Origin of the sequence: Bacteroides timonensis (genome assembly GCF_000513195.1) — a bacterium.
Classification (GTDB): domain Bacteria; phylum Bacteroidota; class Bacteroidia; order Bacteroidales; family Bacteroidaceae; genus Bacteroides; species Bacteroides timonensis.
Genome location: NZ_CBVI010000023.1, coordinates 135,978 through 150,404 on the forward strand (window position 1 = coordinate 135,978; position 14,427 = coordinate 150,404).

The following is a 14,427-nucleotide window of genomic DNA, read 5'->3' on the forward strand; positions in this document are numbered from 1 at the left end:
CATTTAATAAGAAGTATACAAATCAATATATTTTTTCATCCAGATAGCTTGTTCTTCTAACATATAATGATAGCTTGGAACTTCATAATCAAAACGGAGAGATTTTTTAATAGATTTATCTACTCCATTTGCATCGCAGGATGTGATCTCAACATTCTGTTTTTGCCAAATTTCTTCAAACATACACAACAAGTCATATTTTGAAATACCAATGCCATTACTTAAATGAACCAATCCAGTAGTTCCACTATCTAAAGCATAATCAATAGCTTTTGCCAACTCCAAAGTAGTTACTCCACCCCATACAGCTGTCCTGAATCCACGAATCTTACCACTCTGATGCATAAACCAATGAAACAACCCCTCACCATTATTCTTTAGTTCAGGGCCAATAATAGAAGTACGGATCGTCAGATCTTTATCATTAATAATTTCCCCCAAGGCTTTACTACGCCCATACACATCATCAGCATCCCGAAAATCATCTTCTGTATAATTTCCTTTCTTTCCCGAAAAAACGCAATCAGTACTTATATGAATCAACTTGGCTCCAACCTCATCTGACAATCTTTTTAATAAATGTGGAAAATAAGCATTTATCAAAATAGCATTATCAGGATGCTCTTTGGAGCCTTTGATAAGAATGCCGATGCAATTGATTATGATTTCTGGATTCACTCTATGAACCACATCAGCGACCGCATCACGATTTGTCACATCCACAACTATACTGTCTTCTGTCAACGGAGTACGATAGACCACATTGGAAATATCATATTTTCCCATGCTTCGAAGATAGTAATAGGTTACATGTCCGGCCATGCCCGTGGCGCCGAACAATAAAACTTTTTTCATCTAATATTCAAATGTAGGTTTAGAATGTCTTATGCCATACCGTACGGTTAACATAATCTGTATAGGAAAGAATGATACGGACTACTTTCTTAGAAACATTGTTTGCCGCATAGTCCGGGATAGAATGAATAGTATCTGCACCCTCTGCATATTGAGACGTAACTACATCTATTGAATCCAAAATGCGATTACTATTTAGTCCTGTCATTATCAACGTACCTTCATCCATACCTTCAGGACGTTCATGAGCTTGACGGATTGTTATTGCTGGAAAATGGAGGATAGAAGATTCTTCTGTAATCGTACCACTATCTGAAATCACACAAAAAGCATTTTGCTGAAGCTTGATATATTCCATAAATCCAAAAGGTTTCATGAACTCAATCATTGGATTGGAATTTACAAAACCAATAGATTCCAGTTTCTTTCGGGTACGAGGATGAGTAGATACAATCACTTTCTTATGATACTTCTCAACAATAGCATTTAAAGAAATGAGTAAATCAGAGAAATTATTTTCCGAATCTACATTTTCCTCACGATGAGTGCTGACTATAAAATACTCTCCCTTTTTCAAACCTTCCTTCTCCAAAACCGTATTTCTTTCAATTTCGTCTCTATGATATAAAAGGACTTCTGTCATTGGAGACCCAGTCTTTATAATAGTTTCCGGACGCAACCCTTCAGCCAGAAGATATTTGCGGGCATGTTCAGATAGAGGCATATTGATGTCGCTCAGATGGTCTACTATTTTTCGATTAATCTCTTCTGGAACTCTTTGGTCAAAGCAACGATTTCCAGCTTCCATGTGGAAGATCGGAATTTTTTTACGCTTTGCCGAAATCACAGAAATACAACTATTAGTATCACCATACAACAGTACAGCGTCCGGTTTCACCTCCTCCATCAACTCATCAGATTTACGAATTACGTTGGCTATCGTTTCCGCCGCATTCTTACCGGCAGCATCCAGAAAATAATCAGGTTTACGGATGCGGAGTTCCTGAAAGAATATCTCATTCAACTCATAATCATAATTTTGTCCGGTATGCACGATTATATGTTCCGTATATTTGTCCAGTTCGGCCATTACCCGGCTCAGCTTTATAATCTCAGGTCGGGTACCAACAATTGTCATTACTTTCAACATAGCTATAATTATATTTATTACTCACTTCTGATCTCACGAGCCTTAGCCTTTGCCTCAAGTCCCATATCTTCACGGACAAAACGAAGTCTCAACAACAGTTCCTTCATACCTTCCACATCCAAGCGGCGAGTGTTATGACTATGATAATCCTCTACCTTAGAAACTTCTTCATTGCCCTTGGTGAAATACTTATCATAGTTCAAATCACGAGTGTCACAAGGTATACGATAATAATCCCCCATATCGATAGCGCGAACCATTTCTTCACGAGTTACTAAAGTTTCATACAACTTCTCACCATGACGGGTACCTATCACTTTCACTTCCGTATCAAGATACTTTCTGTCAACTTTAGCATATGTTTCTTTCAATGCTTGCGCCAACGTTTCCAATGTAGCAGAAGGAGCTTTCTGTACAAACAAATCACCGTTATGCGCATGAGTAAAAGCATATATTACCAAATCAACCGCATCGTCCAATGTCATCATAAAACGTGTCATATTGGGATCAGTAATAGTAATAGATTTACCTTCCATCATCTGTTCCACCCACAAAGGTATCACAGAGCCACGACTGGCCATCACATTACCATAGCGAGTACAACAGATCGTCGTTTGAGCACCTTCCCCCAACTCACGTCCTTTGGCTATTGCAACTTTCTCCATTAAAGCTTTACTCATTCCCATAGCATTAATCGGGTAAGCAGCCTTATCGGTAGAGAGGACAACTACACTTTGCACACCATGTTCTATAGCTGAGTTCAAAACATTTTCAGTACCCATTATATTGGTCCTGACAGCTTCTACCGGAAAAAATTCGCAAGAAGGCACTTGTTTCAAAGCGGCAGCACTGAAGACATAGTCTACACCATTCATAGCAACATCTACAGAGGATTTGTCACGCACGTTGCCAATATAATATTTCACTTTAGGATTTTGCAATGCATGGCGCATGTCATCCTGTTTCTTTTCATCACGAGAGAAGATACGAATTTCCTTGATATCAGAATCTAAAAAACGACGTAAGACAGCATTACCAAAAGAGCCTGTCCCACCGGTAATTAAAAGAGTTTTGTTTTGAAATACAGACATAAAAATTATATTTTTAATTTATCTACTAGTTATTTGAGATGACATATTTACGACCCTATTGTCAGATATATTAAACCTTCCAAATCAGATGAGCCAAAAACATTCCTACCATCAATCAATACCGGATTTTCTTTCATAGCTCTCTTTATAATAGCCCAACTTGGCATACGAAATTCTTTCCACTCTGTTACATGAAAAATAGCATCAGCATCTATTACCGTATCATACATATTATTTCCGTAAGAGATTACATTACCGATTCTACGTTTACACTCATTCATTGCTACAGGATCATAAGCACAAATTTCACAACCAGCCTTTAACAAGCTATCAATCAGAACAAGAGCAGGTGCTTCACGCATATCATCTGTTTCAGGTTTAAAAGCAAGTCCCCAAATTGCGACCTTTCGGCCTTTTATGTTTCCACGAAAATGTTTATTGAATTTTTCAAAAAGAATATTCTTCTGATGCTCATTAACTTCTTCTACTGCATTCAGTACACGCATTGTATAACCATTTATTGATGCCGTTTTAATCAAAGCTTTTACATCTTTTGGGAAGCAAGAGCCACCATAGCCACATCCTGAATAAAGAAACTTACTGCCGATACGGCTATCCGAACCAATTCCTTTACGCACCATATTTACATCAGCCCCCAATAGTTCACAAAGATTCGCAATATCATTCATAAAACTAATGCGAGTAGCAAGCATAGAATTCGCTGCATATTTCGTCATCTCCGCTGAAGGTATATCCATAAAAATTACTCGAAAATTATTCAGCAGCATAGGTTTATAGAGCCGTGTCATCACCTCTTTTGCACGTTCCGACTCTACCCCTATTACTACCCTGTCCGGTTTCATAAAGTCATCAATTGCATTACCTTCTTTCAAAAATTCAGGATTGGACGCCACATCAAACTCTATATTTACGCCACGTTTATTCAACTCTGTTTGGATAGTCGCTTTCACCTTTTCAGCTGTACCAACCGGAACCGTACTTTTAGTCACTACAACCAAATACTGATTCATGTTTTGACCTATTGTCTTTGCCACCTCCAATACATAACGGAGATCCGCACTACCGTCCTCATCAGGAGGAGTACCTACGGCACTAAACACAATTGTTACACTATCTAAAACAGAAGCCAAATCTGTAGTAAAGCGCAAACGTCCTGCTTTTATATTACGAAGCACCATACTCTCTATATTGGGCTCATAAATAGGAATATTTCCACGATTCAAATTTTCAATTTTCTCAACATCTACATCTACACATATCACATTTGCGCCAAGTTCTGCAAAACATGTGCCTGATACAAGGCCAACATAACCGGTTCCAACTACTGCTATATTCATATCATTTATTATATATAAAATCTGGGGTAACTATAGAACGATTTAAAATCCAATTATACAATTTTCGAAATTGACCAGTTACAATTTCACTTGAATATGTTTTCAAGATGATATCTCTAGAAAGAGTACCTTTTTGCTCCAAAAGTTCCAATGGCAAAGAAAGTGCTTCTTGTAGCACAGAGAATATACTATCAACAGATGGAGTAATCCACCAACCAATATCTTTTTCCTTCAAAACATCCCACGGTGTTCCAGTAGTTGTAATAACTGGAATTCCACAACACATAGCTTCAGCTATTGCCATACCAAAATTTTCACTATATGTCGGAAGAATAAATAAATCGGCACTATGGAGTATATCGATTTTATCTTTTCCATATTGCGGTCCTACCAATTCTATTTGCAAACCACTATATTCTGTTTGAATAATCTTTTTTATGTTTTCAAAAGTATATTCCGCATCCCCTTCACCTGCTATTACCAATTCCCACTGACTTCTAATATTCTCAGGTAACTTCTTCCATGCCTCAAACAATATTAACAGCCCTTTTTTAGGATGAAGTCTTGACAAAAACAAAAGCCTTTTTTTATCTCTTTCTCCAATATTCCATTTTTTTAAAGGATAATTATTTATTTCAATACTATTTGGAATAACAGCAATAGGATTATTAAAGCCCAATGATCTTATATGCTGAGCTTCCATATCAGCCGTTGCATGTATACATACAGCTTTTTCTAAGTCATATCTTTGATAAAAGAATAAAGCTATTTTCTTTTTTAAGGCTTTTTGAGATAATGACCACGGTTCAAGCGCACCTCTGGGAGTCCATATATAAGGAATATTTTTCCTTTGACACAATTTTGCTACATTATGCAATTCTAATGTCCACAAATTATGCAATTGAACTAAATTTGTACAAGAATCTATCGAAGCTACATAATTACTACAATTAATTTTATCTATGAACTTTACTTCTGGGTTTACCAATCTAACCTCAATAGCATTTTCATCTAACAAATTAGTATTCGGAGATAATGAATTATAAGCAACTATTACATTTTCAAATTCATCATTCTGCAAACCGCAACAGAGCGTAGGTAAACTCCGTGATGGCCCCCCCGCACTTTTATCTAAAGTATTGATACAATGAAATATTTTCATATAATATATACATTCACACGTGACTACCAGGTTCCATATTTCCCTTTAGGTTACATTGAATTATTTTATTAATTAAGAACTAGTACCCTTTGCAGAGTATATCTTTTCTATAAGACACGTTAAAAAAACAATTTGAGTATTTACAGACCTTACTCTTGATTTATTGATTTATCTATCGCTTTCTTCAAAGCCCAAATATATTCTTTGCCATTTTGTAAATCGGGCTCCATGTAATTACCTTCTCCCCATTCATTCCATGATTTCAAAAATATAATTTGTTTTGAACTGGGCTTAGACCTAACAGCATCTATCACCATTTCTGCATGCTTCATAAAAAGCTTTGGAGTAGATCCCTCAAAAACGACACCACGTTTACCACTCCTTGGAGTATGATCCCAATTGGGAAGAATAGAAGGGAAAATATTTTCCGCACTATCCACTTCTTTTTTTATGAGATGTTTAATCATCTTTGAGTATTTCAATCTTAAGGGATAGTGAAATGTTTTGTATCTAAATAGGTTAAACACATTTTCTCTAATACACTTAGAATCAAATCGATAAGCTCCTAAACGCAACATATTGATCGCATCAAAACCATCATTTAGCAATCTGCTATTTTCTTTTTCATCTATAGAATACGCTACAAAGAAAAAAGAATCGGCAATGCCTGATTCCTTAATCAATTTATTCCATAAACTTTTAAAATTAGGAAAATCAGGAATCAGCAAAGGACGATATATTACAAATAATGGTCGATTATCAATTCTTATATATCGCTTATCTGAGATAATAGGAATTATAGTCTTAAAATGATTTATAATATCATCATCTCCCGGATATTGTTGCTCTATCAATATCTTTCCCTGAGATTTATGCTGTGTATTCCAAGACTTAGATAACCATGAATCATTTGCCCAGCCTAAACAAAAAGGGAAATCAGGTTTCCCTGTTTTTACTACTTCATTAATTGGATATTCTAACAATTGTTTTCCATTCCCAAACCAATAATGCCAATAACAAAAGCCATACACCCCAGCTTCCCTAGCCAGTTCAGCCTGCGCTTCTCTCACTTCCGGAATTCTTAAATCATAAAAGCCTAAATCTTTTGGTATTTTGGGCTGCAAATGATGTCTAAACAAAGGCTTTGCCTTAGCTACATTAGTCCATTCCGTAAACCCATTCCCCCACCATCCATTATTCTCTGGAATAGGATGATATTGCGGCAAATAATATGCAATAATTTTAACCATGATATAATAATTGTGTTATTACGCTCTCAGGTGCATGCGCCCGATTGTCGCTCTTTGAATAAATTTTAGTAAAAAGTATATAATCCAAGCTTCCAATAATTGAATTCCATACCCACGGCCCAACACAAATACACCATTAAATATCAACATAGAATACGTAAGCAGTAAATATATGTCAGGTATGTCAAGAAAACGATGCCTACCTATTTTGCAGAAATAACTGCAGAATATAATAGCCACCAGAACTGTTCCCACTAAACCAAAATCAAGATATAGTACACCAACAAACGTAATAAAATTCGTTCCAAAATGAGTCCCAAACCGGACATCCTTTAAACTACTACAATCAAACATATATGCGCCATTGGCATAGTTCTGAATAGTGTCCATAACTCCATAATTAAAAGTTAACATGGAATGTCCCAAATAATACATCATCGATTCACCGGCATCAATATTGAGTGAACTCTCTTCAAAGCGGCTTACAGTCACCGCAATAAAGTAGATCAAAATCAGAGGAATAATTATTGAGACAGCAATTATCAATGTTCGCTTCACATATTTTGGCAAGATATCTTTCATCATTAAGTAAACGATTGCAAAATTCGCAAACAAAGCGACCATACCTCCCCTACTCGCCAAAGAGATAGTGGCCAATATAACAGGAAGAAATGCAGCAATCCCCAATAAAAAAAGAAAAATCTTGCTTTGTTTTTCCTTTGCCAGAAAAGAGAAAAAAAGAACCATACCCAAATATCGAACATGAAAAAACAAATTAGTAAATTTCGAAAATAGATTACCTTCCTTTTCTTCATGAGCCATCTCATATATATCCGCCAGATCAGAAGAATATAAACTATCTAATGCTATCGGGAAATACACAATACTACTAAATATAGCCAAAACAATATAAACTTTGGCTATAGTTCGATAAACATTATAACTAGATAGCGGATTTTCTTGAATAACAAAACGGTTCTTCATGAATGGCTTCATGAAGATTAAGATCACAATATATAAATACAGAAATGAGAAAAAAGAAAAATGCCAGAAATGAGAAGAAGCATTGTAATTAATGACACAAAAAAGCGATATCGTAGCATACATGAACATTAAAAATACTCCCACGCTTATCGTTCTATGCTTACTATATACATAGATAAAAGTCACTACATAAAGGAAACTATTAATAATAGTAACAATAAAATCATCCATTCAAACTATATAAAAGTACATCAATCAAAATGCAGTCTACTATTTTTTACCAATCACTTTGGCAGAAACTTTAAAACCAGCAATCATTATTAAAAGTAAAACAATCTTATATTTGAAAGAAGCCAGAAGTAGTGCTTTTCTTAATAAAGTAGATTTGTTCTTCCAGTCTTGTATATAAGCACTCAGTACTTGATAATTATTTTGAGCAACAGCCTTAACTATAAGGTATGAATACGAGAAGTAATAATGTATAAACACCACACTATCAAGTTGTTTTACCATACAGTAGTCAAGTATTTTTCTCAATGTATCAAGTTGTTGGGTACGTTTTCTCAACGAATAAGTAGAATTACAGATAGACCCTTCGCGTACTACATAATAATAGCATCCCACCTCTGAAATGACCAATGACGAAACACATTGTGCGATTTCAGGTAAGATATATCCATCTTCAAATAATCGACCTTCGGCAAACCTTGAATATAAGAATATATCAATTTTATAAATACATCTCCATACCGCACAATTATACTTGTTCGAAAACAAATAATTAAGTACATCAGTTTTATTAAGCAAAACTTGTGGATCATTTTTATAAAGGATATTATCCGTATCAGAATATTTACAATATGGCAATATCATCATATCAATATCTGGGTTTTGTTCCAAGAATTCCATATTAGCTTCATAAAAATCACTAGATATGAAATCATCACTATCGACAAATGATACATAATTACCTTTTGCTACATTCAAACCGGCATTCCTTGCGCTACTTAATCCGCCATTCGGTTTATCTACTATAACAATTCTATTGTTTGTAGCTTCATAGCGTTTGCAAATGCTCAAACTATTATCAGTACTTCCATCATTCACCAAAATTAATTCAAAATTCTTAAATGGTTGAATCAAGATACTATCAAGACATCTTTCTAAGTACTTCTCTACATTATAGACAGGTACAATTATTGATAACAATAAGTTCATATTTTGCTATTTAATATTCTCTTTAACAATCCATCATTTTCTTCACTACATCATTAAACTGCTCAAAACTAAACTGTTTACTCTTCAAGAGCGAAGCCACTTTCATTGATTGAAGTGTTTTCTTTTGCATCAACACTTCAATTGCTGTCTTAAAACTATTAATGTCATTCTTACAAAATATAGCATTGCTATTATCACAATAATCCCGAATAGAACCTACATCACTAACAATAATAGCTAACCCCATTGCCATGCTAGTGGTAATAACATTACTTCCCACAGTATCATCCATAATATTCAATGAAATATCCGATTTACACATCAAATTTCTTAGTTCATCTTCAGAAACAAAACCAAATAATTGTATATCATCCGATCGTTTAAAATACCCATCTAATGGCAATTTTCCCTTGCAAATTATAAAACGAACCCCCTCAACATTATTCACAATATCTGCCAGTAATCTAAAATTTCTTTTCATAGCCCCCATTACAATAACAGTAGGTTTTAGAGTTGGCTCTGAAGTTTTAATTTGATAATAATAACTAGAATCAACATAGTGTTTTATAGTAAATACTTTACTTTTAGGCACTCCCATTTCAACAAAATATGCTGTTAAAGAAGAACCAAACGTTAGTAGATAATCAACTTGTTTCCCCCACTTTAAAACTTGATTTTGTGAAAAAAAAGACTGCAATGATAATGGAGTAAGATGAGCTAATGCAATTCTTTTGACTTTAGGTCTAAACAATTTAAATGTTTTAGCTATTCCTAATTGGGAATAAGTAGGTAACAAATACTCTAATAGAATAACACTATCTTCATTTCTAATTTTGATCAGTACAAAAAATGTAATAAACAGATGATACAAAGGTATCCATATTCTATCAAAAATATAAGCTTTAAAAAATCGAAAATACTTATTTGAAGAGCTTACAAACAGATTTTTATTATCCGGAAATATTATTAGTTCATACTTTCCCGGATAGTTTTCTTTCAATAGCTGACACATATGCTTCATACCAGCATGATTGCCATCAGTATTCTTCCAATTTTGACAAAATATATAATTCATAAAAATAATTTCAGATTTTACGACTTTAACAGATTAACAGTTATCCAATGCAGTTTTCAAAAACGTAATTGATATATTTCGATACTTTGCAATACATTCCTCCATTTCAATCCAATCTATTGACAAACATCGATCAATACGTGTAGAAGTCAGTTCTTGTGATGATTCAATCATTAAATCCATCAATCCAAACATTTCTAGTAATGAAGTAAAACGCGCTAAACCACGAGACCTATTTCCCATCACAATAAAAGGTTTTCTGAAAATAATAGAGAAAATACATCCATGATACGAATCTGTGAAAACAAAATCAGCATCCTTAAAAGCTTTCAACCAATTCTCAACGCTAGGCATTGAGGAAGTATTCAATTGAATTGAATAGGCTTTTTTCTGCAAGTCAGACTCTAATTTTCGAACGATAGAACCCTTTTCCGAAGTCATATCAAGTAAATAGCAAAATAAGTTGCCATTAAAAGCTATTGATTCTGAGTCCCCTATCAATTTATCGTAATCTGCTTGACATAGAAGTAATGTAGGATCCAAAACGTGTACCGGAGGAACTGTTTGCCATTTATATACATCACGAATCAGACCTATAGCAGAGGACTCACGTATTGAAACCGCATGAAATAACTTCAACAGATCACCACATATCTGAATTTCACTTGCTGAATATTCAGCTTTATCTGTTCCAAAAGAAGCTGCATAGCTGATCTTTTTACATGCACTATTTTTCACAAAATCCAAATAATAATTCTCTATTGGATGAACATATAGAGGACGCCAAACTTGATCAGACCCTACTATTACAGCATCAAAATACTGCAATTTATCCAATCCTTTAACAGATCTAATTTCAGAGGTTCTAGGAGTTATGTATTTCAAAAAAAAAGGATTTATATTGCTATTTACTTTCTTTTTTCCTAAAATGAGTCTTAAAAAAGTTTTTATCTGACTTTTTATTATTACTTTTTTCTTTTTCTCTACAAAATCAACTTTATCAATGTATGTAACATCATGCCCTAAGCTTTTAAGTATAGATAATAAGGCATAACATTGGAGTACCCAACCATAATTTGCATTTTTATGAAGAGACAATAAACCTATTTTCATCATTTCTTAAGTATAATCTTTGTTTTACTATTCAAAAGATGGTCTAACAGCCGCAATATATATTCCACACAGACAAATATTTAGTACAAAGCATCTTTATAGTTAAAATAGCCATTCAGCATCTTTCAACCTCGAATGCAATCTATCCTTCTCGCTCAGTATCACCTTATCTCCCGGTATCCCCCAGTCAATCCCCAAATCCGGATCATCCCACGCAATCGCCCCCTCGTTTTGCGGTGCATAAAAATTATCACATTTATACTGAAAAATAACCTCTTCACTCAACACACTAAAACCGTGAGCAAAACCACGAGGTATAAAGAACTGACGATGATTTTCATCTGTCAACTCTACTGCTACATGCTGCCCAAAAGTGGGAGATTTTTTACAAATATCTACAGCCACATCAAGTACCGCTCCTTTCACAACACGCACCAATTTACTTTGAGCAAAAGGCGGCTTCTGAAAGTGCAAGCCACGAATGACTCCATAAGAAGATTTACTTTCATTATCCTGCACAAATACAGTATGACACACCTTTTCTACAAACTCTTTCTGATTAAATGACTCAAAGAAATAGCCACGAGCGTCCTTAAAAAGACGGGGTTCGATGATGACAACGCCATCTATCGGAGTCTTAATTACGTTCATTTTGATATGATTAAAATAAAATGGATGGATTTTATACGGACACGACCGGTACGTATGCTTCTTATCCTATAAGCACTAATGATGCGGTCGTAAACGTTCCAACGTTTCACAACCTACAATAAAATTATACTACAAGATTACACTTTCAGGAAAATTATACTTTTCAATGAACCATCTCTATCTTCCAATCCCCCAGCGTCCTCCGCTCACTATCGAAATTAATCCCAACCTTGACCACCGGCAGACCGCACAGCGCAAAACGTTCGGGATAATTCTTCAGATTAATCTGATCCATGGCGGCATCGGCCGTTTTGTCCAGCTTCAGCTCTATCACGTAGAGAGCGGACAAACTACGCATCACCACATCCACACGACCGCGCGGAGTGCGCACTTCCACATCCACATACATACCCAGCAGACTGAAAATTGTGTAGAGCAACGATTGGTAATGGCCTTCATAATCGGTATTGTCGCAATAAGGAATCGTAGAAAGAAATGTCTGCAACAAGCGCAGCCCATCATCCAATCTCTCTTCATAGATAGCCTCGTACAGCAGAGCCACCGTGGTAAGCCCATCCATAGTATATTGATGCAAATAACCGGGCAACAAACTCTTCATCAAACCCAAGCGCACCTCTTTGTTGGGAATGTCCAGCAGATAAAGGTTTGTGATGGGAGAATAACCTTTTATCGTGATATAACCGCTTTGATAAAGCAACGGAGTGATATTCGTTATCCGCTCGGTAGGCGCATCAAAAGATTCAGCCAGCGCTTTCCGGTCTCCAATCTGTTGAGGAATTACATGATATTTATTCAACATCTCTATCAGATAGGTAGGTGTGCCACTACCGAACCAATAAGAATTCATCTTGCCATCGGCAAAAGCGTTCAACAAGCTGAAAGGATTGTATATGTCGGGAGACGGCCAGGTGAAATGATAGCCGTCATAATTATCTTTCAATTTGGCAAGAACCTCGTCACGGGTCAATCCCATACGTGTCGCCAGTATATCCACGTCATTATCCATCTGCGTCAGCATTTCTTCTTCACTGATACCGCAGATGGCCGCATACGGTCCATCCATACTGATGTTCTTAATATTATTCAATTCACTAAAGATGCTCAATTGGGAAAACTTGGTGATGCCGGTGAGGAACACAAAACGCAGATAAGGATCGCAAGCTTTCAGCGGGCTGTAGAAATTACGCATCACATCCCGAAGCACAGGCAAATTCTTTTCTTCATGGACAACGTCGAGAAGAGGGGCGTCGTATTCATCAATGAGGACAACAACCTGACGGCCGGTTTGATGGCAAACGCGACGGATAAGTCCGGAAAAACGATCATTCAAGGTCACTTCCTCATTCACTTTACCGTACGTTTCTTCATATCTGTACAATTGAACGCTTAGCATTTGTTCCAAACGTTCCTTATCCACATGCTTTGCCATGCTCATGTCAAAATGAAGCACCGGATGCCGACTCCATTCCGTCTCCATCTTATCGATGGCAAGACCTTCGAACAACTCCTTCCGACCTTCAAAATAAGCATGCAACGTGCTGGTAAGCAAACTTTTCCCAAAACGACGAGGGCGGCTCAGAAATATATAGCTTGATGCGGAGTGCGTCATTTTATATACGTACTCCGTCTTGTCTATATACAAATAGTTACCTTCCCGTATCTTTTGGAAAGTCTGTATCCCTATCGGATAAAGTCGTCTTTGCTGTTCCATATCTTTCAGTTTACTTCGAAACCATCTTCAGTTCCCTTCGCTCAGATTACAAAGTTACGATAAAATTTCATCTAAACCATGCGTCCATCAGGTATTTTTCCATAGCATAGCGACATTCGGTACACCGCTCCTCATCTGTATTCTCACGCAGATAGTGAAAGATCCGGATGTAATAGCTCATGCTAACGTCTCCCCAATTATCACCTGATAATACGTGCGATTACTAATTCCACAGCTCTCACACAATTCTTTTACCGGAATTCCGGAAACTTCACGGAGAAGGGCAATGCTATCTCCCAAAGTCTTGTAAGTATAAACTACTTTTTTCATATTCTTCTTTAAAATAATGTTAATATTTAACACGGATTACCAACATGATGGTAACACCGCTATTTTCTTTCTCCATAACTTCACCGCAAATTCTTAAAACAAACAAGCAATGAAACCTCTCAAACCAACCCTCTCCATAGCGGAACTGCAAAAGACAATCGGCCTCTGGAAAAGTCGCAAGATTACGGATTCGGTCATCCCAAAACTCTTGAACCTGTACCTCGGACTGACACCTTACATGAATGAAGGAAAGGCCTATCCGGTGGAGAACTTCTACGAGATCAGTATAGCGCTGGCATTCAAGAACGCCAAGTTTCTCACGGAAGCCGTCAAACGATGCGGCTCATTCGGGATAATGCCCGAAAAAAACGCATATGGGATGAAATTATTTTACTCCCCACTCTGGGTGGGGAAGATTTCACAGGAAGAATTACCGGACGAATTTCCGGAAACTTAGT

14 protein-coding genes are annotated in these 14,427 nt (G+C 36.2%); 1 reads left to right on the forward strand and 13 read right to left on the reverse strand.

Annotation, left to right across the window (positions count from 1 at the left end):
• Positions 1–3: 3 nt before the first annotated feature.
• From BN161_RS06780 to BN161_RS29745, 13 genes are all read right to left on the reverse strand, one after another.
• Positions 4–855, reverse strand: coding sequence for a dTDP-4-dehydrorhamnose reductase family protein (locus BN161_RS06780; RefSeq protein WP_044264167.1), 852 nt, complete (start codon positions 853–855; stop codon positions 4–6).
• 19 nt (positions 856–874) lie between these two features.
• Positions 875–2,005, reverse strand: coding sequence for a non-hydrolyzing UDP-N-acetylglucosamine 2-epimerase (gene wecB, locus BN161_RS06785; RefSeq protein ID WP_044264168.1), 1,131 nt, complete (start codon positions 2,003–2,005; stop codon positions 875–877).
• Positions 2,006–2,022: 17 nt separating this feature from the next.
• On the reverse strand, positions 2,023–3,096 hold the full coding sequence (locus BN161_RS06790) for a polysaccharide biosynthesis protein (protein ID WP_044264170.1): 1,074 nt from the start codon (positions 3,094–3,096) through the stop codon (positions 2,023–2,025).
• A gap of 47 nt (positions 3,097–3,143) precedes the next feature.
• Positions 3,144–4,454: a UDP-glucose dehydrogenase family protein gene (locus BN161_RS06795; RefSeq protein ID WP_044264172.1), complete on the reverse strand. Its 1,311-nt coding sequence runs from the start codon at positions 4,452–4,454 to the stop codon at positions 3,144–3,146.
• Position 4,455: 1 nt separating this feature from the next.
• Entirely contained in the window at positions 4,456–5,616 is a 1,161-nt protein-coding gene (locus tag BN161_RS06800; RefSeq protein ID WP_044264174.1) for a glycosyltransferase, read from the reverse strand.
• 149 nt (positions 5,617–5,765) lie between these two features.
• Positions 5,766–6,866, reverse strand: a complete 1,101-nt coding sequence (locus tag BN161_RS06805) for a glycoside hydrolase family 99-like domain-containing protein (RefSeq protein WP_044264176.1) — start codon at positions 6,864–6,866, stop codon at positions 5,766–5,768.
• A gap of 18 nt (positions 6,867–6,884) precedes the next feature.
• Entirely contained in the window at positions 6,885–8,081 is a 1,197-nt protein-coding gene (locus BN161_RS06810; RefSeq protein WP_081743650.1) for an O-antigen polymerase, read from the reverse strand.
• Positions 8,082–8,120: 39 nt separating this feature from the next.
• Positions 8,121–9,068, reverse strand: a complete 948-nt coding sequence (locus BN161_RS06815; protein WP_052356194.1) for a glycosyltransferase — start codon at positions 9,066–9,068, stop codon at positions 8,121–8,123.
• Between the two features lie 22 nt (positions 9,069–9,090).
• The gene (locus tag BN161_RS06820; protein WP_052356195.1) at positions 9,091–10,143 is read right to left on the reverse strand and encodes a glycosyltransferase; all 1,053 of its coding nucleotides are present in this window, start codon (positions 10,141–10,143) and stop codon (positions 9,091–9,093) included.
• 33 nt (positions 10,144–10,176) lie between these two features.
• Positions 10,177–11,259, reverse strand: coding sequence for a polysaccharide pyruvyl transferase family protein (locus BN161_RS06825; protein ID WP_052356196.1), 1,083 nt, complete (start codon positions 11,257–11,259; stop codon positions 10,177–10,179).
• Between the two features lie 99 nt (positions 11,260–11,358).
• A complete protein-coding gene (gene rfbC, locus BN161_RS06830) occupies positions 11,359–11,907 on the reverse strand; it encodes a dTDP-4-dehydrorhamnose 3,5-epimerase (protein ID WP_044264178.1) in 549 nt (182 codons plus the stop codon).
• A 163-nt stretch (positions 11,908–12,070) separates the two neighbouring features.
• On the reverse strand, positions 12,071–13,639 hold the full coding sequence (locus BN161_RS06835; RefSeq protein ID WP_044264181.1) for an ATP-binding protein: 1,569 nt from the start codon (positions 13,637–13,639) through the stop codon (positions 12,071–12,073).
• A 177-nt stretch (positions 13,640–13,816) separates the two neighbouring features.
• The gene (locus tag BN161_RS29745) at positions 13,817–13,969 is read right to left on the reverse strand and encodes a hypothetical protein (protein ID WP_167332504.1); all 153 of its coding nucleotides are present in this window, start codon (positions 13,967–13,969) and stop codon (positions 13,817–13,819) included.
• Between the two features lie 109 nt (positions 13,970–14,078).
• Between BN161_RS29745 and BN161_RS06840 the strand changes: the two genes are divergently transcribed.
• Positions 14,079–14,426, forward strand: a complete 348-nt coding sequence (locus BN161_RS06840; protein ID WP_052356197.1) for a hypothetical protein — start codon at positions 14,079–14,081, stop codon at positions 14,424–14,426.
• The last annotated feature ends 1 nt before the right edge of the window (position 14,427 follow it).